This is a genomic window from Olleya sp. NP1-10 (genome assembly GCF_055804415.1).
The window spans coordinates 628,592-651,219 of record NZ_CM147840.1 but is presented as its reverse complement, the minus strand read 5'-3'; the positions used below and the strand labels follow the sequence as shown (position 1 = coordinate 651,219).

Annotated in this window: 21 protein-coding genes and 1 pseudogene; 9 read left to right on the top strand and 13 right to left on the bottom strand. The window is 30.0% G+C overall.

Features of this window, described 5'->3' with window-relative positions; translation table 11 throughout:
* Positions 1-5: 5 nt before the first annotated feature.
* Positions 6-2,123: a TonB-dependent receptor plug domain-containing protein gene (locus AC0L4B_RS02970; RefSeq protein WP_473438483.1), complete on the bottom strand. Its 2,118-nt coding sequence runs from the start codon at positions 2,121-2,123 to the stop codon at positions 6-8.
* Between the two features lie 93 nt (positions 2,124-2,216).
* Between AC0L4B_RS02970 and AC0L4B_RS02965 the strand changes: the two genes are divergently transcribed.
* From AC0L4B_RS02965 to AC0L4B_RS02940, 6 genes are all read left to right on the top strand, one after another.
* Positions 2,217-3,125: a DUF6607 family protein gene (locus AC0L4B_RS02965; protein ID WP_473438482.1), complete on the top strand. Its 909-nt coding sequence runs from the start codon at positions 2,217-2,219 to the stop codon at positions 3,123-3,125.
* Entirely contained in the window at positions 3,126-4,589 is a 1,464-nt protein-coding gene (locus AC0L4B_RS02960; RefSeq protein WP_473438481.1) for an ankyrin repeat domain-containing protein, read from the top strand.
* A gap of 10 nt (positions 4,590-4,599) precedes the next feature.
* Positions 4,600-5,085, top strand: a complete 486-nt coding sequence (locus AC0L4B_RS02955) for a DUF2271 domain-containing protein (RefSeq protein WP_473438480.1) — start codon at positions 4,600-4,602, stop codon at positions 5,083-5,085.
* Positions 5,086-5,095: 10 nt separating this feature from the next.
* Complete coding sequence (locus tag AC0L4B_RS02950; protein WP_473438479.1) at positions 5,096-5,752, top strand: PepSY-associated TM helix domain-containing protein; 657 nt, start codon at positions 5,096-5,098, stop codon at positions 5,750-5,752.
* A gap of 173 nt (positions 5,753-5,925) precedes the next feature.
* Positions 5,926-7,293, top strand: a complete 1,368-nt coding sequence (locus tag AC0L4B_RS02945; RefSeq protein WP_473438478.1) for an NADPH cytochrome P450 oxidoreductase family protein — start codon at positions 5,926-5,928, stop codon at positions 7,291-7,293.
* Positions 7,294-7,309: 16 nt separating this feature from the next.
* Complete coding sequence (locus AC0L4B_RS02940) at positions 7,310-7,666, top strand: DUF6686 family protein (protein ID WP_473438477.1); 357 nt, start codon at positions 7,310-7,312, stop codon at positions 7,664-7,666.
* 74 nt (positions 7,667-7,740) lie between these two features.
* Here the strand turns inward: AC0L4B_RS02940 and AC0L4B_RS02935 are convergent, their stop codons facing one another.
* Positions 7,741-8,874, bottom strand: a complete 1,134-nt coding sequence (locus tag AC0L4B_RS02935; RefSeq protein WP_473438476.1) for a hypothetical protein — start codon at positions 8,872-8,874, stop codon at positions 7,741-7,743.
* 21 nt (positions 8,875-8,895) lie between these two features.
* On the bottom strand, positions 8,896-9,678 hold the full coding sequence (locus tag AC0L4B_RS02930) for a hypothetical protein (RefSeq protein ID WP_473438475.1): 783 nt from the start codon (positions 9,676-9,678) through the stop codon (positions 8,896-8,898).
* Between the two features lie 112 nt (positions 9,679-9,790).
* On the opposite strand from AC0L4B_RS02930, the gene AC0L4B_RS02925 reads away from it, so the two are divergent.
* A complete protein-coding gene (locus tag AC0L4B_RS02925) occupies positions 9,791-10,186 on the top strand; it encodes a hypothetical protein (protein WP_473438474.1) in 396 nt (131 codons plus the stop codon).
* Between the two features lie 152 nt (positions 10,187-10,338).
* Here AC0L4B_RS02925 and AC0L4B_RS02920 read toward each other — a convergent pair whose 3' ends face one another.
* Positions 10,339-11,340, bottom strand: a complete 1,002-nt coding sequence (locus AC0L4B_RS02920) for an NAD(P)H-dependent glycerol-3-phosphate dehydrogenase (RefSeq protein WP_473438473.1) — start codon at positions 11,338-11,340, stop codon at positions 10,339-10,341.
* Positions 11,341-11,471: 131 nt separating this feature from the next.
* On the opposite strand from AC0L4B_RS02920, the gene AC0L4B_RS02915 reads away from it, so the two are divergent.
* On the top strand, positions 11,472-12,413 hold the full coding sequence (locus AC0L4B_RS02915) for a nicotinic acid mononucleotide adenyltransferase (RefSeq protein ID WP_473438472.1): 942 nt from the start codon (positions 11,472-11,474) through the stop codon (positions 12,411-12,413).
* Positions 12,414-12,815: 402 nt separating this feature from the next.
* Here AC0L4B_RS02915 and AC0L4B_RS02910 read toward each other — a convergent pair whose 3' ends face one another.
* The 7 genes and pseudogenes from AC0L4B_RS02910 to AC0L4B_RS02880 form a co-directional block, all read right to left on the bottom strand.
* Positions 12,816-16,325: a CheR family methyltransferase gene (locus tag AC0L4B_RS02910; RefSeq protein WP_473439385.1), complete on the bottom strand. Its 3,510-nt coding sequence runs from the start codon at positions 16,323-16,325 to the stop codon at positions 12,816-12,818.
* A gap of 8 nt (positions 16,326-16,333) precedes the next feature.
* Complete coding sequence (locus tag AC0L4B_RS02905; RefSeq protein WP_473438471.1) at positions 16,334-17,248, bottom strand: chemotaxis protein CheB; 915 nt, start codon at positions 17,246-17,248, stop codon at positions 16,334-16,336.
* Positions 17,249-17,331: 83 nt separating this feature from the next.
* A pseudogene (locus AC0L4B_RS02900) lies at positions 17,332-17,625 on the bottom strand (nicotinate-nicotinamide nucleotide adenylyltransferase); the annotation flags it as partial.
* 62 nt (positions 17,626-17,687) lie between these two features.
* On the bottom strand, positions 17,688-18,578 hold the full coding sequence (locus AC0L4B_RS02895) for a hypothetical protein (protein ID WP_473438470.1): 891 nt from the start codon (positions 18,576-18,578) through the stop codon (positions 17,688-17,690).
* 92 nt (positions 18,579-18,670) lie between these two features.
* Positions 18,671-19,252: a nicotinate (nicotinamide) nucleotide adenylyltransferase gene (nadD, locus tag AC0L4B_RS02890; RefSeq protein ID WP_473438469.1), complete on the bottom strand. Its 582-nt coding sequence runs from the start codon at positions 19,250-19,252 to the stop codon at positions 18,671-18,673.
* A 30-nt stretch (positions 19,253-19,282) separates the two neighbouring features.
* Complete coding sequence (gene gmk, locus AC0L4B_RS02885; RefSeq protein ID WP_473438468.1) at positions 19,283-19,870, bottom strand: guanylate kinase; 588 nt, start codon at positions 19,868-19,870, stop codon at positions 19,283-19,285.
* 11 nt (positions 19,871-19,881) lie between these two features.
* The gene (locus AC0L4B_RS02880; RefSeq protein WP_473438467.1) at positions 19,882-20,742 is read right to left on the bottom strand and encodes a YicC/YloC family endoribonuclease; all 861 of its coding nucleotides are present in this window, start codon (positions 20,740-20,742) and stop codon (positions 19,882-19,884) included.
* A gap of 119 nt (positions 20,743-20,861) precedes the next feature.
* Here AC0L4B_RS02880 and AC0L4B_RS02875 point away from each other — a divergent pair, with 119 nt between their 5' ends.
* Positions 20,862-21,341 carry an acyl-CoA thioesterase gene (locus tag AC0L4B_RS02875; protein WP_473438466.1) on the top strand — a complete coding sequence of 160 codons (480 nt, stop codon included), beginning with the start codon at positions 20,862-20,864 and terminating at the stop codon, positions 21,339-21,341.
* Here the strand turns inward: AC0L4B_RS02875 and AC0L4B_RS02870 are convergent.
* Positions 21,322-22,224 carry a DMT family transporter gene (locus tag AC0L4B_RS02870; RefSeq protein ID WP_473438465.1) on the bottom strand — a complete coding sequence of 301 codons (903 nt, stop codon included), beginning with the start codon at positions 22,222-22,224 and terminating at the stop codon, positions 21,322-21,324. The two genes, AC0L4B_RS02875 and AC0L4B_RS02870, sit on opposite strands and share 20 nt — an antisense overlap.
* Complete coding sequence (locus tag AC0L4B_RS02865; RefSeq protein ID WP_473438464.1) at positions 22,214-22,570, bottom strand: arsenate reductase family protein; 357 nt, start codon at positions 22,568-22,570, stop codon at positions 22,214-22,216. Before AC0L4B_RS02865 ends, AC0L4B_RS02870 begins: the two co-directional genes overlap by 11 nt.
* Positions 22,571-22,628 lie beyond the last annotated feature (58 nt).

Below are 22,628 nucleotides of genomic sequence, written 5' to 3'. Positions count from 1 at the left end.
TAGTTTTAAAAAAATGATCGACCGTTACCAATCAATCTAGAAGTTGAGGTAGACGCAGAATGAGCACCTGCGGAAATACCTGTATTAATATCGACAACATCTAAAAGATTTCTTACACCTAATGTTGTAGATAATTTAGGCGTTATATTTGTTTTTATAGATAAGTTTAACCAGGTGTATGCATCAGTTTCACCAATAAATAATTCTCCGTTAGTATCATTAAATACACCTTGTGTTTTACCGTTGTATTTAAGTTGGCTAGAAATGTTAGTGTTCCACTTTTCAATCTGATAATTAATTGAGGTTTGAAGATTTAAAGCCCATAAATAATCAGATGTGTTATTAAGTGATTTGTTTATTGCGTTAGTTGTCCCTAAGTATGTAGCTCCTAGTCCAATATTCCAGTTTTTATAGATAAAATTATTGTCTAAAGTAAATCCTAAACGCTTACTGTAATCTATGTTATCTTGTGTAAATAAAACACGACCATCATCATCCTCTGAAGTTACACTGGCAATAGCATCATTTAAGTCAATATAAAACGTATTAAACCCTGTTTTTAAATAAGCATTTTTATTAATTTTATAGCTATCCTTTAGGTTAACAAAAATGGATAGTCCATCTTCAGGTTGTAGATTAGGATTTCCTCTTACATTATGGTTAGAGTCTACAAAATAGAAGAAAAGTTCTTCAAAATTAGGTGCTCTGTAAGCAGACCCAACAACAGCTTTTAATTTTAGTTTTTCTGTAAAATCATAGGTTGAAGATAATGACCAAATAAGATGATTATTAAATTGCGAACTATGCGTAAATCTAGCTCCAGGATTTAAAGATAATTTTTTGTTTACATTAAACTCTGTGATGCTAAATAACTCATAATTTGTTATTGTATTTTTTACGACATCATTAGAGTAGTTTCCTGTAGCTATGGCATCAAAACCTGTTTGATTAGTAAATTCATAACCTAATTGGAAATTAAAGATTTCAGAATTTGGTATAATATTATTTACAAAAGCTTTGGAGTACCAAATGTTACTTGATTGGCTAACAGCATCGGTTTGTACAGATTCTGTTTTTTGGTCTAAAATATTATAGACATATTCTTTATAATTTCGTTCTTGATTTTGATAGGATAGTGATACGTTATATTTAGTATCACCAATTAAGCTACCAGATGCGTTTAAATTGCTTACCCATCTATTAGTGTTGTAATTTTTATCTAAAGCGGTTGGATTAAGTCTTCCGTCTTCATAACGTCCATTAACAGACCTATTATAGATTTCTAGGTCTTCATTAAAATACTGTAATTTGTAAAATAAGTTATGTTTACCTAGATCTAAATCAACATTTAAAGAGGTTGTAATTTGCTCTTTAGGATTCCATTCTGTACCACGCAAACCATCATTAACAACAGCTCCATCTTGTATGTTTACATAATTTGGACCTTTATAAGTATTATAAAAACCAGCGAAATCGTTTCTAGAAGCACCAACTGAATAGGATAATTTATCATTAACTTGATTAGTTACTTTAAAATTTTGAATATGTTTCCCTTTGTCAAAAAACTCAAATTCGTTACCTACAGATTCTTCTTGTAATGCTAGTTGAAGCTGCCAACCATTATCTTTTAACCCTCTTTTTGTAATAATATTAATAACTCCAGCAACTGCATTATCACCATATAAAACTCCCATTGAGCCTTCAACAATTTCAACACGTTCCACATCATCTAAATTTATTTGTGTGATATCTATGTTATTACCAACACCATTATCACTTACAATAGGTATTCCGTCAATTAATATTTTTACATACTGACCATCTAATCCAAATAAACTTACTGTAGACTTACCGTTGGAAGCGTCAGGATTAATAGAAATGTTTAAGTTATTAAATAATACATCTGCTAACGTATTTCCAGCTACATTCTCAATATCTTTTCTCTTTATGGTGTTAACTGTAAAAAGCTTTTTACTTAAAGACATAACATTGCTTTCTCCAGTAATAACTACTTCTTCTAAAACCTCAATATTAGTAGAGTCTTTTATTTTTTCTTGTGCAGAAAGTATTACCACATAAAAAAATATAAAATAAACCGTTAAATTGTTTTTATTTAGAATCATTCTTGATTAAATTTGTTACAAATATATGTCTTATTTTAATTCAGTCTAAATAAGAACTGATTTTTTTAATATAAAATTACAAACTCACTAAAAATGAAACGATTAACAATTCTACCATTACTTTTAATAGTATTTTCATTATCTGCAACTGCTCAAAACAAGAAAAAACAAGATCAAAATGCTATTAAAAGCATGTGTGGTTGCTATGAAGTAACTTTTAACTTTACCGAAACATTTAATTACAGTCAAGATTCGTTATACAAACCTTCTGATACAAAGATCGCTTCAGGATTAGAATGGGCTCAATTAGTAGAGGATAGTGATGATAAAATTTCAATCCAACACTTGTTACAAGTAGGTAGTCCTACTGCTCCACATATTGTTAAACATTGGAGACAAGATTGGTTGTTTGAAAACACCGATTTTTACATGTTTAATGGAGACAATAAATGGACGTACCAATCTAAACCTAAAAAAGAAGTTAAAAATCAATGGACTCAAAAAGTTTATCAAGTAGACGACAGCCCACGTTATGAAGGATCTGCAACTTGGGTACACGTAGATGGTAAAAGTTTTTGGGAAAACACAACAACTGCACCTTTACCAAGACGTGAATATACTAAAAGAAGTGATTATAATGTAACCTTAAGAGGTAACAGACATGAGATTACCAAATATGGATGGTTACACGATCAAGATAACGAAAAACTAATTAGAGAAACAGGAAAAGATGATGTAGTTTTAGCAAAAGAAAAAGGATATAATACTTATGTTAAAGTAGATGATAGTCGTTGTCAAGCTGCACAAGATTGGTGGAAAAATAGCCAAGAAAAATGGGCTAAAGTAAGAACAAAGTGGGATGAGGTTTTTGCAAGACACCAAAATTTAGCTTTACACGCTAAAGTTGATAATAAAGTATTGTTTAAATATTTGTTTGATGATGAAAACTACTCTACATCAGCGCAAATAAATCCATTAATAGAAAGCTTTATAATTAAATAAATGAAAAAATTAATTACAGTAGTTATACTTTTATTAAGTATACAAATCACAGCACAAGACAATATATTATTAAACCGAAAATTTTGGAATCCAACGGTTTCTGTTGCAACGGTACAATCTGAGATTGCAAAAGGTAATGACCCAACACAGTTAAATAATAATAATTTTGACCCAATGGTGTATGCTATTTTGCAATCTGCACCTAATGATGTTTTAAAGTTTATGTTGTCTCAAGAAGGAAATGATGTAAATAAGTTAACACACGACGGTCGTACTTATATTTTTTGGGCAGCTTACGCTGGTAATGATACAATAATGGAATACCTAATTAGTAAAGGTGCTAAAACAGATATTTTAGATGACCATGGATATACTGTATTAAATTTTGCTGCAAATGCAGGACAAACCAACACTAAAGTGTATGAGTTATGTATAGATAATGGTGCAGATTTAAAAAAAGATGTAAACCATGATGGTGCAAATGCTATGTTGTTAGCTGCGCCAAGTAATATCAAGTTGTCAAATTATTTTATTCATAAAGGAATTAGCGTAAAAAGTGTGGATAATAATGGAAACGGAATTTTTAATTACGCTGCTAAAACAGGTAATATCGAAGTTTTAGAAGGCTTAATTAAAGAAGGTTTAAAAGGTAATGATCAAGCATTTATTTTTGCAAGTCAAGGGACTCGTGGTAAAACTAACGGTCTTGAAGTCTATAAATACCTAGAAAGTATTGGTTTAAAACCTAATGTTAAAACAATTGAAGGCATAACTCCATTGCATAATACAGCTGCTAGAAGTAAAGATGTAGAGGTTAGTAACTACTTTATAGAAAATGGTGTAAGTGTAAATGCGGCAGATAAAAACGGTAACACTCCGTTTTTAAATGCAGTTAAAAACAATTCTGTTGAGGTTGTCACTTCACTTTTAAGTAAAGCTGATAACATTGAGTATGCTAACAAAAAAGGACAGACAGCATTAATGTTAGCAGTGCAAAACAATAATACTGCTGTTGTTAAATTATTACTATCTAAAAATGCCAATATTGATGTTACAGATGCTAAAGGTAATAATTTAGCTTACTATTTAATAGAGTCCTACAGTCCAAGAAACGCTAAAGATTTTGAGACTAAATTACAGCTTTTAGAAAGTAGTGGTTTAGACTTTACTGCGCCTCAAAAAAATGGAAACACGTTATTACATTTAGCTTTAGATAAAAATGATACTAACTTTTTAAAGCAAATCGCTCAGTTTGATGTAGACGTTAATGCTGTAAATAGTGAAGGTTACACTGCGTTACATTTAGCAGCAATGAAAGCACAAGACACTACAGTAATTAGATACTTATTATCTTTAGGAGCTGATAAAAAGATAAAAACATCTTTTGACGAAACCGTTTTTGACTTAGCTTCAGAAAACGAATTATTATCTAAAAAAGGAGTATCATTAAACTTTTTAAAATAAATAATTATCAATGAAAAATTATAAACTAATTTTTAGTCTAGCGTTACTTTGCGTCGCATTATTTTCTTTTTCAACTGTTGCAACTTCTACCAAATACAAGTGTATGGTTCAAATGACTAACTATACAGGTGAAGGTGCATATATTGCGATTTCATTAATTAATCCAGAAGGGGAATATGAAAAAACACTTTACGTACAAGGTGATGATGAAGAGTGGTACCATGATATTACACAATGGTGGAAATTTCAAGGTAAAGTGCGCACAGATATTGATGCCTTAACAGGAGCAACAATTTCTGGAGGTGAGCGTGCTATTAGCGTTATAGAAATTGAAGATTCTAAAATAGATTCTGGTTACAGCATACGATTTGAAACTGCTGTCGAGGATCAAGAATATTACACAAAAGACGTTCAGTTTTTACTAACATCGGACAGTGTAAAAAGTAAAAAAGAAGGTACAGGATTTATACGTTACATACGTTTAATGCCTAACTAAACTCATCTCTATGATCATTTCTATTTGGAGGTATAGTCATTTAGCATTAGCTATAACTTCTTTTGTATTTGTTTTTTTAGCGACAGTAACAGGAATAGTGTTGTCATTTCAACCTATTTCAGAACAGATACAACCTTTTAAAATAGATGGTATAGAGCAACTAAATGTTGCGCAAACAATTGCCACATTTAAAAAACAATATCCAGAAATTATTACTATAGAAGTAGATGCAAATCAATTTGTGTCTGCTTCTGTAATAACAGAAGAGGGTAACTCTTTAAATGGATATTTTAACCCTAAAACCGCTACGTTTTTAGGCCAAAAACCTGAGGTCTCAAACCTATTTAAGTTTACCACAAGTTTACATCGCTCGTTATTTTTAAAAGGTATTGGACGCTTTTTTGTCGGTTTGGGTTCTTTTTTATTATTTCTAATTGCATTTACTGGAGCTATATTAATTATTAAGCGTCAAAGCGGAATTAAAAAGTTTTTTGCCAAAGTTATAAATGAAGATTTTGCCCAATATTGGCATGTTATTTTAGGACGATTATCTTTATTACCAATTATAATAATAACACTTACAGGTGTATATTTATCGTTGTTAAAGTTTGATTTAATCGAAGAAAAAAAGGCAAACACAATGTTAATTTTGAAACTACTGCTGTAGCAGAAATCAAGCCTGAAACTTCAGTTTTTGAAGCTATTAGTTTAGATGATGTTGAAACTTTAGAGTTTCCATTTTCTGAAGATGAAGAAGATTATTTTATCTTAAAACTAAAAAACAAAGAACTTCTTGTACACCAATATTCTGGTCAAGTTTTAAGCGAAGTTAAAGACCCAATGGTTACTTTTTTATCTAACTGGAGTTTAGTTTTACACACAGGAAAAGGAAGTATATTATGGTCTATTGTATTATTTATAGCTTGTATCAATATCTTATTTTTTATCTATTCTGGATTTAAAATGACTATTGATAGACGTAAAAACACAGTAATACCAAAAAATAAATTTACCAAGGATAATGCAGATATTATAATACTTGTCGGATCTGAAACAGGTAGTACATACCATTTAGCAACAGCCTTTTTTAAAGGGTTATTAGATAAAGGTAATCGTGTTTTTATTTCAGATTTAAACAGTTATACTAATTATAAAAGTGCTTCACAATTAATTGTGTTAACATCCACTTATGGCGAAGGTGAAGCACCAATAAATGCTAAAAAGTTTTTAACGTTATTAAACACTATAAAACAAGAGCGTTTAATGTATTATGCTGTTGTCGGCTTTGGCTCTTTACAGTATCCTGAGTACTGTAAGTTTGCTCAAATAGTTGATGCTAATTTGCAATTGCATCCTCAATTTCAGCCTAATGTTGAACTGTTTAAAATTCATAATCAATCCGAATCCGATTTTAAAAATTGGGCTCAAAACTGGTGTCAATCGGTTAACTTAGATTTTGATGTTTCGACTATAAAAGTTTCTAATAAAGTAAGAAAAGACCAACTGTTTACTGTCGTAGATAAAACCGATATTAATATAGATAACACGTTTATTATTACATTAAAACCTAATAAAAAACTTAAGTTTAAGTCGGGAGATTTACTCTCTGTTATTCCAGAACAGGATAAGGTAGAGCGACTATACTCTATTGGTAAAGTAAATAATAACATTGTCATAAGTGTTAAAAAACATGAGTTTGGAGTGTGCTCTAATTACTTTTATAATTTAAAAGTCAACACCCAAATTAAAGCTATTGTTAAAAACAACACAAGCTTTAATATACCTAAAGCTAAAACAGTACAAGAAGTTGTTTTTATAGCAAACGGAACAGGAATTGGACCGTTTTTAGGTATGATACAACAGTCTAAACCTATCACTAAGCATTTGTTTTGGGGAGGACGTACTAAGCAGTCGTTACAGTTGTATAAAAATACAATAGATGGTAGTTTAAATAATAAATCTTTAGCTAGTTTTAATATGGCTTTATCTAAAGAAACCAATGATAAAGTTTATGTGCAAGATGTAGTAGCAAAACAGCAAGACCTTATTGCTAAGGTATTAAGCAATAATGGTGTTATAATGATTTGTGGATCTATTGCTATGCAAAATCAAGTGTTAGATGTTTTAAATAAAATAACAACTAATACATTGCAACAACCATTAAGTGTTTTTGAGCAAAATAATCAACTATTAACTGACTGTTATTAATCTTTAAAACAATAGTATGTGTAAAGGAATAGAAGCGATTAATAAAACCTCTAAAGGCGAATTAAATTTTTGTAAAAACTGTCAGCAATTTCATTTAGAATTTAATAATATTTATTTTGAATTTACACCTGTTGAGTATAATCAGTTTAGAAAATATGTAATGTTTATTGAAACGGAATACTGGGAACATAAGTATGCAAATGCTAATGTCAAACGTAAAATTCCGATACCAACGTTACAAGAAAATTTAGTTTTAATGTTTAATAGGCAAGAAATAAAAGAGCTTAAAGCTTTAGTGACTAATAAACATCAAGATATCTTTAATACCTATTTAAATGTGGATGATATAGATTATACCTTGATAGTTAATTAAACCTGAGTTTAACTAATATAAAAGCCCAACGTTAGATTAAAGTTGGGCTTTTTATTTGAAGTGATTTTAAAATTTTATTTTAAAATTATTTCATAAGGCACATCGTTGTTTAACGAGTAGTTACCTGAAATTTCTTCTACAACCTTATCGTCATTACTATTAAAGTAAGTGATTCTAAATTGTTTTATTTGATCTTGTGGATACGAGTTTATTGTTAATTCTATTAAACCACTAGCATCACTTGTTTTACTTTCTTTAAACTTGTATTCTGTTAATACATCAATTGTGACTTGTACAGCATGACCATTAACATTTAAAAATTTAGCTTTAAAAAATTGTTGCTCAATTTCTGGCTCATTAACATAGTTTAAATGCTGTTGATTAGTGTTTTGGTGTTTGTTTCGATAAAACCCTAAATGCAAGTTATTACTAACGTCATCTAAAAATGTATTGTATCCCTTTTTTTCTGCATTGTCAAAGTATTTACAAGATTCGCTAGTGTGCTGTCTTGCTACTTCTACTTCTTTGCTATATTTTTTTCTGTTGCTATAGTTTTTATATGCGACTACAGATCTTTTAAATAAGTAAAAAACAAACAGACCAGCTAAGACTTCTAAAACGTAAAATAATACAGGTAGGATATCTTGAATCCCAAAAGCCGATTCTCTTATTCCTGCAGCAATTTCTCTAGCCACACGTTCTTTTGAAAAATAAAATATGGCTCCTCCAATAGCTATAAACAAAATAACTCCAAAAATAAATTGTCCTCTGGCGTGTTTGTAAACACCCTTAACAATATCTGAGTCTGGTGTCGACGCATTGGCTAATATTTTTTTGTCTTCAAAAAAACGTCTATTTCTAGTGTGAGAACTTAACATTCCTACCAATAACTCGGCAATAACTATAGAAATAAAAATAATACCAATACCAATAACCCAAGGTGCTTGAGGTAAAATATCACGATAAATCTCGCGACTAAAATAGTATTCTAATATACAAATAACTATAAAGGATATTGTAAAAGGGACTACGTAAGCATTGGACATTATTTTGTCCCATTGGTTAAGCTTTGCTTCTTCAGGTTTTAGTACTTCAAATGTGTCTCTAGCACGTTTTGATGCCGAATTAGCTCTTGCTGCGACTTCATCAGAGATTGAGTATAAGTTTTCTGACTCGTCTGTTGATGGTTGATTCCAGTTAACAATCATAAGTTGGTTATGTGTGATTTATTATAAGCATTCAAAATCTTCTAGGTAGCTAAAAAAGCCTTCTTTCCCTTCAAATTCATTAATTTCAATTCCTCCAAAAATAGAAGTATCTTTCCATCCGACAAGGTATAATTCTGCATTATCAGTTAGTTCTAAATTATTTTTGATGTCTACAATTTTTCCAGATCTAACAGGCTCGTTAACACCATCTGTAAATAAAGCAACTATCACTTTATCATAGTCTTCAATATTTGGTTCTTTTAAAAGTTTATTGATATGACCAAACGCTAGGTCTATATTTGTAATGTCATTACCCTTATGCGGTTTGTATCCTAATATAGAAGACTCTAATGTTTTGGATAAAAAGCTTTTTAAACGAGATTGGTTTTTCTTTTTAATTTTTTCGTTTTTAGCTTTAATTTTTTCGTTGTGCTTTTTTTGTTTGGCTTGCTCTGTTAATGTTGGGTTTTCAGAGGTTAAAATATCTTCGTAAGGTTTTAATGCGCTTACTTTTAGTCTAAAAATTTCTTTAGAGTTTGGTGCAGGATTACCAATTATGGTTGAAGCAAAGTAGCCATGTCCGTTTTGGTTGATAATGTCTATTACAGCTTCATAGTCTGTTTTGTCTAATTTTTGAATACTTTGTGACGAGCCACTTCGGTCATCACCTAAAATAATCATTATTTTACAATCAGGTATGTCTTCTTCTTGCATTGCAGAGTGTGCTTTTGATGCTCCATCTACACAGGAAGTTAAGGTGATTGCTAAAAATGTTAATAGTAAAATTGGTTTAAAATTGGTCATTGTTTATTAATTTATGCTAATATATGTAATAAAAACTTACCGAATGTTACATAATCTATACTACTAATCTATATTTTTGCAGTAAATTTTTGATAATTAGTATTGTATATTTATGAAAAAAGATATTGTTATTCCTGAGGTTAAAGATGTACATGTTGCTGTTGTACAAGAACAGCATTTAGAGTATAAAACCCTAGATTGGAATGCTTATATTATTAATAATAGTGATGTAGATTTGGATACTGTTTTAATTGTGTCACAAGGCTATAATGATACTAAAATGACGCCTCCAATGCGTCATACTATTGCAAAATTACCTGCCAGAAGTTATGCTAAAATAGAATTTTTGCAAGAGAAGGTTTTAGCGTTAAATAACCAGTTTAAGGTGACTTTTTTTGAAGGTAACCAGATGTATGATAAAACGTATTTGTTTAGAAAAAACACGATTAATATTAAGGCTTTACAACCTTTACCTTTAATGCAATTAAAAGGTGTTTTGGTTAAGTAACTAATTGGGCTGTGATTGCGTTAGCGATTGCAGTGTAAATCCTTTTTATGAGGCACGATTAAAAAGATTGCAACGTAAAGCGCGACCTTTAGGTAATGCCCAAATTATAATTTAAAGTTTATAAAAAAATCCCTTTTTGCAAAGGGATTTTTTTAATCTAATTTATCGGTTAATTTTTTAAATACCTTTTTAGCATCTTTACCTTCATACAATACATCATATACTGCGTTTACTATTGGTAAACGTGTCTTTTTCTTGTTTTTTGCGTTTAATAGGTGTGCGCTTTTTGTAGCATAATACCCTTCAGCCACCATGCTCATTTCCATTTGGGCAGATTTTACGGTGTAGCCTTTACCTATCATGTTTCCAAACATGCGATTACGTGAAAATGTTGAGTAGCCTGTAACTAATAGGTCACCTAGATAGGCTGAGTTGTTTATGTTGCGTTTCATTTTATGCATTTTTTTAATAAAACGTTTCATTTCGCGTATGGCATTACTCATTAATACACTCTGGAAATTGTCTCCATATCCTAAACCATGTGCTATTCCTGCTGCTATTGCATAAATGTTTTTAAGCATTACAGCGTATTCTGTACCAATAATATCATCGCTGATTTTGGTTTTTATATAGTCGCTAGATAATGCATCTGCAATGTGCTGTGCTTTTTGTTGGTCTGCACAAGATATGGTTAGGTAAGATAATCGCTCAAGTGCAACCTCTTCTGCATGGCATGGTCCAGCAATCACACCAATATTATCAAATGGTATGTTATAATTATCATGAAAATGCTCGCCTAACAGTTTTCCTGTTTCTGGCAAAATCCCTTTTACTGCAGAAACTACTGTTTTGTTGGTAATGTCTACGGTTAGTTTTTGTAGCTCAGAATGTATAAAAGCAGATGGTACTACAAAAATTAGTACGTCTGCATAATTAGCCATTTCGTTAATATCATTACTTAGTTTTAGTTGTTCTAAATGAAACTCGACTGAGCTTAAGTAACTTGGGTTGTGTTGCTCTTTTAATAAATGCTCTTTGGTGTAAACGCTACGCATGTACCATCCTACTTCATCCAAGTTTTCGCACAGCATTTTTACAATTGCAGTAGCCCAACTTCCGGATCCAAAAACAGCGTATTTTAATTGTTGACTCATTATTTAATTTTAATAACTAATTCAAAAATACATAAAATTTAAGTCATAAATGTTAATGGATTATCAATGTTGTGTGCTTTTTGGCACAGCTTTTGAAAAGGACTATATATCAATCCTTAAAATAACAAATTATGAAAACCTTAAAACTACTTTCCGGTTTTGCTTTAATAGCAACTTTGTTTACTTCGTGTTATACAGAAGTAGCTGTAGATAATTATAACGATCCTATACCTGTTAATATAAACCAATTGCTTAATTCTCATGAGTTATGGTATGTTGCTGTTGAAGAAACTATAGGTTATGGAGAGTCTCCATTTTTGCAAATAGCCTTTACCGTATCTTTTAGAAACGGAACCCTTTACGCCAATAATAATTTAGTTGGTATTGGAAGTCAAGGTAATGGTTATGGGATACCAATTGGTTATTACAATGCTTATGATAATATCTTAGACATAGATCATGATATTGATGGATATGATAGTTTTGATGTTTATCAAATAGATAATAATACTATCGAGTTATATAATCCGTTTAGTGATACATCGTATTTTTTACATGGTTACCAACGTAATAATTTTGATTATGACTATGTGTTTTATGATAACATCCAATATTTTTTACAAGAATATGAAGCATGGGAAAAAACATATACCAGCAATTATGGTGCTTTAAATGAATTTGATAACGAAAATTATTTACAGTTTTTAACTGGAGGAAACGATGATACTTTTAGAAGTAGTCAAGATCCAAACGGAATTAATCCAAACAATTTATATTGGGATTATTCAGGGTTTTACAACGTTGGAAACGTTAGTGGTAACATGTACTTAAAAACTTTAGTTTTAGATTATGATTATTTTGATAACGAGCAGTTTGAGTTAAGTATTATAAATGATCAACGTATAAAATTATTTCATCCTTCTTCAGGAACGTTATACGAGTTTACAGGACGTGGTTATATACAATATTTAAAAGAAGGTAAGTCAATTGATACATCAAAAAGTTCAGGTCTTAAAAAACGTGTTCAGCACACCAAAAAACAAGATAATGCTAGAGAAAACTCTAGAGCATAATATTTTTATTAGTTAGTTTGTAAAAACCGTTTAAAACATTTGTTTTAAGCGGTTTTTTAATTTTTTAAGACCTTAGTGGTATAAGTATTAAAAACGCAGGAGCAAAAGTTGTGGGAATAAGAAAAATAGCTAATGAGGAGGTTGTAGAAGTTTAACAGCCTCGAACACAATTTTATACTGTTGTTAATGGTGTTGCTTTAAGTAAAATTGCAAAGCATTATTGTAATGGTGAGATCTAATACCTCAATATATTTGAAGTTAATAAGCTTATGTTAACCGATTCTGATAAAATTTATCCAGGTCAAGTATTACGTATTCCTGCTTTAGATTAATTAATACATTAGTTTATATAAAAAAAGCAATGCTTATCGGATCCCTTTTTATTTGTCTAGCATGTTATAGCTAAACTATCCATTTCTGTAGTGTGTTAAATAATTCGTCTTTTACTACGGGTTTAGTTAAAAAATCAACACAGCCTTTGTCATAACATTTTTGTTTTTCGTCTGGCATTGCATATGCTGATTGCATTATAATTTTGGCATCAGGATTTATTTTTATAACTTCTTCAATTACTTGTATACCATTCATTTCTGGCATTCTAATATCTAGTAGTATTAGATCAATGTGTTTCGTTTTTTTGTAAAGATCCACAGCGATTTTTCCGTTTTCAGCAAATATTATTTTAGCTCCTGTATCTTTCAATACTATTTTAAATAATAATCTAATTAAAGCATCATCTTCTGCTATTAAAACAGTTTTATTTTCTAAGAAACTTTTTTTACTAGTATGATGTTTTTGTATTTTTTTTGTAGGAGTATTAGTTTTGTTTAAAGGTATTGTAAATTCAAACAATGTCCCTTTATTAAATTCTGATTTTACGTTAATTTCTCCACCTAATAAAGTGACTATTCCTTTGCAAATACTTAAACCTAATCCTGTACCACCATATTGTGCATTACTTTCGTAATTTAATTGTTTAAAACGTTCAAAAATTTCAATTTGTTTGCTTTTTTTAATACCAATACCATTGTCTTTTACAAAGAATTTTACAAATTCACCTTCTACGTTAAAGCCAAAAGCAATTTCTCCTTTTTCAGAAAATTTTAAAGCATTGTTTAGTAAGTTTGATATAACTTGTTGTAAACGTTGTTGGTCCGTAATTATTTGTAAATTTTGATGCTTTTTTGGTATGTGTGTTGTAAAAACAATATCGTCTTTAAGTTTAATTAATTTTAATTGGTTATAAGTAATCTCTAGGTTTTTTACCATTTTAGAGATCTCACATTCATTTAATGATATTTTTAATTCGTTAGACTCTATTTTAGCGATATCTATTATGTCATCAATTAAATTTAATAGTTGTTTGGAGTTGCTATCTATAATTTCTAGATATTTTAATCGTTCTTTTTTTGTTAAACTATCTTTTTTTAGTAGTTCAGAAAAACCTAAAACACCATTCATTGGTGTTCTAATTTCATGACTCATATTCGCTAAAAAATAATTTTTATGCAGGTTTGCCGATTCGGCTATTCTTTTAGCATTTATTAATTCAAACTCTATTAGTTTTTGTTTTGTAATATCTTGTGCTGCACCTCTTAATCCAATAATTTTACCGTGTTTGTTTTTTACAGCTTCCCCTTGTGCTCTTAACCATCCTTCGTCTCCGTTTGTTTTAATAAGATGTAGCTCTATCACATAAGGAATGCCTGTTTCTTGCGTTTTTTTAACTGCCGTATTTAATTTTAACCAACTATCTTCTGTAAATAGTTGTTCTTGTTTTTTATAGGTTGGAGGTTCTGAATTTGGATCTAAACCATACATTTTAAAGAGTTGTTCTGTCCAATAAACTTTGTCAGATTTTAGATCTAGATACCAACCACCAACTAATGTTAGTTCTTGTATTCTGTTTAATTCGGCTTCACTTTTTTTAAGTGCTTTTTCTTTGTTTTTTAATTCTGTGAAATCTGCTATAGTTCCAGCAAATTCTCCTTTTTTTGGAGAGAAAACGTTGACTACGAAATGTTTTTTATGTTGTTTAACATAACCTTCAATAGTTTGATCCTGTCCTGTTAAAGCGGTTTGGCCATATTTTTCTAACCATATTGTGTCTATGTTATTTAAATCAGGAATAATGTCAGACACTTTTTTTCCAATGATATCTTTGGCTTTTAGATTAAATAGTTTTTCATAAGATGGATTAACATCAATATACTGCCAATCTATTGGTTTGTTGTTTTTATCTGTTATTATTTTTGCATGGACAAAGGCTTCGTTTAAATTTTTAAATAGTTTATGGTATTTTAAATCTGTATGAGCTAATTCGTCTTCGGTTTCTTTTAATTTATTAATATTATTTAAGGTGATTACTACTCCATTTATCATATTATCTGATGTAATAAAAGGACTAATGCGTTGTAAATAATAATTGTTGTCTTTGTCTTTTACTTGTTTTTCTATAACTGATAGTTGTTGTAATACAACTTTAGAGTCTTGAAGAATAGAGTGTCTTGTGTTTTCATCAAAATTAGATGTGAAACTTGACAATGGTCTGCCTAAATCAATTTCGTGTAAGTTAAATACTGTTTTTAACGCTGGTGTAAATTTTCTTATTCTTAAATCCGTGTCCAAAAATAATGTAGCAATATTTGTGTTGTCTAATAGGTTTGTTACATCATTATTAAGGTTTGTAAGTTCTTTGTTTTTTTCCTGCATTTCTGTGTTTACAGTATACAGTTCTTCGTTTACAGATTGTAGTTCTTCATTGGTGCTTTGTAGCTCTTCATTGGATGCCATTAACTCTTCATTAGAGGATTGCAACTCTTCGTTACTTGTTTCTAATTCTTCAATAACATTTTGTAATTCGGTTTTAGCTATTTTTAAGTCATTTTCTAAATCTTCTAATCTTTGATTTGAAACTTCATCAATATCAATATTATTAATAACTAAAGGTTGATTATAGTTAATAATTGTATCATTGCTAAACTCTATTAAGTAGCAATTATTTAGATTTTTATAATCTTTAGGTTGGTGAAAATTTAAGTCAAATGTAAAATTTTGATTATCAGTTTTATTTTGTACTCCTTTAATTATTACGTCTTGTTTAGTCGCTTCTAATCTTCTTATTCCGCTTCTAATAACTACAGCAACATCAGCGCTAACCATTTGTAATAAGTTGGTCTGGAATAGACCTGAGTTGTGTGATAAGCGTTTACCAGCGTCACCATTTATAAATAAAATATTAAAATCTTTATCTATAAATATTGATGCAGGACTAAATTTTTTACTTAAATATTTATGAAATACTAATTCTGGACTTTCTTTAATTTTAAGTGATTTTGTAATAGGTGTTTCTTGTGGGTACTTATAAGCTAGTGATGATATTTTTTCTGTGTTGGTTACCTTATAAGGCACTTGTTTTGATGATGAAATATTTTGAAAAATTTTCCATTTAACATCAATGGTTTTAAAATGTTTAGAGACTTCTCCTAAAGACTCACTGTTTCCTAGAAATAAATAGGCATATTGATTTAATGCAAATTGAAAATTATGCATTACCTTTTTTTGAATTTTAGAATCAAAATATATTAAAAGGTTTCTACAAGAAATTAGATCCATTCTTATAAAAGGAGGATCGTTAATCAGGTTATGATGAGAGAAAACAATCTTTTCTCTAATACGTTTTATAATTTGTATTTTATCTCCGGATCTAATAAAATACTGATCTAAATAATGTTTTTCAATTTCGTTGATAATATTTATATGGTAACGACCTAATCCTGCAATGGATAAAGCATTTGGGTCTATGTCTGTTGCAAATATTTTGAAGTCAAGGTTTAGTTGGTGAGTTCTAATATAGTCGTCTATTAAAATTGCTATAGTATAGACTTCTTCTCCTGTTGAACAGCCTGCAATCCATATCCTTATGGTTTCAGAGCTTTTTTGTTTTTACAAAGTTCTGGAATCACTTTGTTTTTTAACTGTTTAAAAGCTTCTGTATCTCTGAAAAACCTGGTAACTCCAATTAAGAAGTCTTCTTGAAGTATTTGTTGCTCTTGGGTATTACTTGAAACGTAAGTTGCGTAATCATATAAATGTTGTATGTTATTTATATTCATACGTTTTTCAATACGTCTTAATAGTGTGTTTTTTTTGTATTCTCTAAAATCTATTCCAGAGTGTTTATAAACATTGGTTAATATATTTTTAATTAAGCTTTCATTAGATGGGTTGTTTTTAAAATCATTGAGTAATAGCGGTCTGCTTACGGGATTTTTATGCAAAATTTCTGCTATTTTTTTTGGGTTTAAAATATAGTCTGCTGTATTGGTGGATATTGCAGAGTTTGGCATTCCATCAAATTGTGCAGATGTTGGTTCTTGAACAATTATGGTTCCTCCACCTTCTTTTATTGTTTTTATACCTCTAGATCCATCAGACCCTGTTCCAGATAAAATAACACCTATAGATCTGTCTTTAAATTCTTCTCCTAGAGTATGAAAAAAAATATCAATAGGTAAGTTTAAATTGTGTTTTGGACCTTTATCTAAAAGGTATAATTCTTGTCCTTTTACATGTAGATTTTTACTTCGTTGGTTAAGGTATATACAATTTGGCTTTATAGTTTGTTTGTCCTCTGCTGTATAAATAGGCATTTTAGTATGCTTACTTAATAACTCAGGCATTAAACTTTTGAAATCTGGTGATAAATGTTGTATGATTATAAATGCCATCCCTGTATTTTCAGGAATATGATCAAACAGAGTTTGAATTGCATCTAATCCACCTGCTGAAGCACCAATACCAACAACATAAAATTGAGAAGATTTTTTCTTCATTTAAATGAATTATTTCGAATAAGGGATTTCTTAAAAGAAATAAATATATTAAACAAAGTTATTATATAGTAAACTTTTATAATTTATTTATAAAATCCCATTTGGTCTAAATAGGTCCAAACGTCTTCACTTAATAACGGTTTGACATTTTTATCAGCTTTGATACTGTTACGTATTAAGGTAGAAGAAATTTCAATTATTGGTGCTTCGACAGGATGAATTTTAGGGTGATTATCAAATTGTGTTTCAGTAATGCCTTCACTTATTCTTGGATAAACATAAATGTGGTGGTTGTCTAAAATAACTTGATAGTTTTTCCATTTATGGAAGCTTTTTAAGTTGTCTTCACCCATTATTAATGAAAAATCTTTTATAGGGCAATGTATAACTCAATAGTTTTATTATTGTGTTGCCAAAATTGATTATTGTTGTACGTTTTTTACTTTTCTAATTCTAATTTTTCAAGTCTTGATTGCAAGTCAATAAGTTTTTTATTCTGTGTTTTTAATTCTTCTATTTCCTTTTGTTGTTGAATTATATAAAGAGTCAATTCTTCAATTTTGAGAAGTAATTTTGAGTCCATTTCCCCTAAAAAGATCCCGTTTTCTTCTACTTCTTTTGCGCTCGGAATATCTTTTAAATGTTTATTTTCTTTAATATGGTTTTCTACTTCTTGAAGCGATGGTAATTTGTAGTCTTCATTAAAGACAAAATCAGCCCATTCAGTTTCTACTTTTATTTCTTTAGCTCTTATGTTACCATTTACAGCTAATTTCCATTCTTCATTATTTATTGTACCTATTCCTACGTTCCCGTTATCAACGATAAGGTCTCCAGAAGGAAAATACCATTCCCCTGTAATAGGGACATCCTCGTATAAACTGGTATCGGAAATTAGGATAGGACTTTCAGGAATATCTATAATTAAAGTTTGTTCCTTTGTGATAGAACACTCAAATGAAAAATGTCCCCAACCCCCATCTGAATAGCCCCATAATTCATAAACCTTAGAGCTGATTTTTTTAAATTTCAAAACAGATTGTTTTGTTCCACTAACATTACTTTGCCAGTTAGAAATAGATACATTAGGATTTTCTCTTAATCTTATTATGGCAGATGAGTTATATTTAGTTGCAGTGCTTACATAGTTGTAATCTACGGAAATATTAACAGAATTAAAACCACCGTTGTCGTTTAAATCAATCTGAAATAGTTTATACCATTTATTTGTTGAATTTATACCTAGTGAGTATTTAGCGTTATAGTGGTCTTGTGCATTAACTTTAAAGAAAACTAATAACAATACGATTGATAAAAATAAATTTTTCATTATGTTTAGTATTTAAGAGGTTGTTTTAATTAGTGTTAAGTTGGATTTAATCGAATTTACTTAAAATTATTATAATAGGAAATATAGTAGTCTCAATACCTATAAAATCCCATTTGATCTAAATAAGTCCAAACGTCTTCAGTTAACAAAGGTTTAACGTTTTTATCAGCTTTAATACTGTTACGTATTAAGGTAGAAGAAATTTCAATTATTGGTGCTTCGACATGATGAATTTTAGGGTGATTATCAAATTGTGTTTCAGTAACGCCTTCACTTATTCTTGGATAAACATAAATGTGGTGGTTGTCTAAAATAACTTGATAATTTTTCCATTTATGAAAGCTTTTTAAGTTGTCTTCACCCATTATTAAAGAAAAATCTTTTGTAGGATGTTTTTCAGTTAAATAAGCTAGCGTGTTTACAGTGTAGTTGGGTTGCGGTAAATTAAACTCGATATCACTTTCTTTTAGTGTGTCATAGTCTTTGGTCGCTAAATAAACCATTTCTAATCTTTGATGATTATCCAACAGTGTGCTTTTCTTTTTAAATGGATTGTGTGGTGTTACAACAAACCAAATTTGGTCCAAATCACTATTTTCTACTAATTGATTAGCGATAATTAAGTGTCCAATATGTATTGGGTTAAACGATCCAAAGTATAAGCCTATTTTCATGTTTTACGTCTATGCTTAGGTGTTTTCTAATTAGCTTTTAATAAAACTTTCAACTAAATGTTCCGCTTCATTTAAAGCTTTTTCAAGGTTGTCATTTTCTATAATAACATCAAATAAAGGTGCTGTAGCTAATTCTGCACTAGCTTTAGAGATGCGCATATTTATTTTGTCTTCACTTTCTGTTTTACGCTTTTTAAGTCTGATTTTAAGCTCGTCAATACTTGGTGGTTTAACAAAAATGGCTACAGTTTGCTCCGGAAATTTTCTTTTAATACGTAATCCTCCAGAGACATCAATATCAAAAATCACATTTTTACCTAAAGCCCAAATACGTTCGACTTCTGTTTTTAAAGTTCCGTAAAAATTGTCTCGATACACTTCTTCCCACTCTAAAAAGTCATCATCTTTTATGTGCTGTTTAAAATCTTTAGCAGATAAAAAATAGTAGTCTTTACCATCTACTTCTGTTCCGCGTTTTTCTCTTGAAGTTGCAGAAATTGAAAATGCTAAATTTAATTGTTCCTGTTTAAGCAAATGTCTTACAATGGTCGTTTTTCCTGAACCTGAAGGTGCAGAAAATACAATTAATTTGCCTTGTTTTGTTGGTTGTTTAGTCAATGTAGTAGTGTTTAAAGCGCGTTTAATAATTGTTCTTTAATTTTTTCTAGTTCGTCTTTCATTTGTACCACCAATTGTTGCATTGGTGCATAATTACTTTTAGAACCTATTGTGTTGATTTCTCTACCAATTTCTTGCGCGATAAATCCTAGTTTTTTTCCGTTTGAATCCGGACTGTTTATGCTTTCGTTAAAATAGTTAAGGTGGTTATTTAGTCTTACTTTTTCTTCGGTAATATCAAACTTTTCAATATAGTAGACTAACTCCTGCTCAAAACGATTGTCATCGTATTTTTCTCTTAGTTCTTCAACGCCTTTTCTTAAACGATCTCTAACACCATCTATACGTTCTGGATCCATAACAATGACTTGTTCAAGTAAGTCTGCAATGTTTTTAATACGATCTTTAAAATCTTGTTCTAAAACCTTACCTTCATTTAGTCTATAATCTGATAAATGGTTTAAAGCAGTTTTTATTTCGGCTTCAATTTGTGTCCATTCACTGTTATCTATTTCTTCTCTAACAGTATTTAATGCATCAGGAAAACGAACAGCCATTTTGAGTAATTCCATTTCGTTACCATCATTATAAACTGCTTTTAATTGTTCCATGTACTGTTTTACAACAGGAGCATTAATTTGTGTTGAGGTATCATCAGCTGTGGTTTCTACATAAATAGAAAAATCTACCTTACCACGTACCAATTGTTTAGCAATTAGTTTACGTAAATCTAGTTCTTTCTCTCTGTAAATTGAAGGCATTCTAGCATTCAAATCTAGGTTTTTGCTATTAAGAGATTTTAACTCTATAGTTATTTTTTTTGTTGGCAATTGTAATACAGATTTGCCATAACCTGTCATCGAATAAATCATATAAACACTAATTAATTGCTACAAAGGTAAGTAAAATGTCAACGCTTAAGAAATAGAAGTTTTATTATGCGTGCGCAGCAAATTATTGTAAATTTGAGTGACCAAAAAACACTATAATTATGTACAAAAAAGATTTTGAAATAAGATGGAGTGATATTGATGCTAATAGACATTTAGCTAACTCTGCATATATAAATTACATGTCACACACACGTACTGCTTTTTTACAAGATCATGGGTTTTCTTTAATGACGTTAAGTAAAGCTGGTTTAGGTCCTGTGGTGTTCCATGAGCATGTGCATTATTTTAAAGAAGCCTTTTTAGGGCAGCCAATTACAGTAAGTCTTGAGGTATCTGGTTTAAGTGAAGACGGTATGTTTTTTAAATTTGACCATAATTTTTACAATAGTAAAGGCGAAAACTTAGCTTTTTGTGAAATTGTAGGTGCATGGATAGATTTAAATACAAGAAAACTTACAGATTTACCTGAAGATTTATTACAAATGGCTAATAAGTTTCCGCAAACGGAAGATTATAAGATATTAACCAAAGACGACATGCGTAGTCATGGTCGTGTCCCTAAGAATTTAACGGTATAACTTTAGGCTTTTTAGTTACTAAATACACACCAAAAAATATTAGTGATGATGCTATTAGCTTAACAGAGGTAATAGCATCACTACCTACTATAATAGCGTAAATACCTGCTATTAGTGGTTGTAGGTATATAAAAACAGTCACTGTTGATGCTTTTAAATGTCTTAATGCTAAAGGATTTAGTAAATAAGTTCCAAAAGTAGCGCCAACAATTACAAATGCTATTGAAAACCATATGTAAGGTGTGAAATTGGTTATGTCAATAGCTACTACATCATTAAATCCAAAAGGTAAAACCATAAAAAAGCCAATTAAAAATAACCATCTTATAAATGTAAAAGGATGGTATTTATAGGTGAGTTTTTTTATAATTATAATGTAAATACTGTAAGAGATTGCATTAAGTAAAATCATTATGTTACCTAAAAACACATTGTCTCCTGGGCTTTTAGAACCACCATAAATAGTTAAAACTGCTGCTCCTGTAAATCCAAAAACAACACCTAAAACTTTTAGTTTAGTAACTTTTTCTTTTAAATAATAAGAAGATAGTAATAATACGATAATAGGACTAGTTATCATTATTACAGAGGCATGTATTGGTGTGGTTAATTCTAACCCTTTAAAAAATAAGAGCATGTTTGTAGCCACACCAAAAAAGGCAGCATAAACCAGTGTTAAAAAGTCTTTTTGGTCTATTTTTTCTTTTGGACCTAAAAAACTGAATAACCAAAACAATATTGCTGTTCCACCAACACGAAGCACAATAAAACCAAAAGGCTTTACAAATCCACCAACCATCACATCTTTAGCAAATGTGTAGTTTAATCCATAAAGGACTTGAACGGTTAAGGCTGCTAATAATGCCCAATATCTAGCTTTCATCCAATGCTTGTTTTGTAAGTAGAGTTGTTTTTTTAGAATTACCAATAAATATCTGATTATCTATAACAATGACTGGACGACTTAAAAAGGTATAATGTTCTAGTAGATAATGTTTGTAATCTTTTTCGGTTAGGGTTTGGTCTTTTAAGCCCATTTCTTTGTATAGTTTAGCTCGTCTGCTAAATAATGCTTCATAACTACCTGCTAATGCTGCTAACTCATCTACTTGTTGAGCTGTTAATGGATTTGCTTTTATGTCTTGTAACTGAAAAGTTTCAGGAAGATTTAATTCGTTTAAAATTCTTAAACAAGTGTTACAGGTTTTAAGGTAGTATACTTTTTTCATTTGTACCGATTTTTAAACAAAGGTCGTTTTTTTTAGTAAAAAATAACTTGTTTTTGTT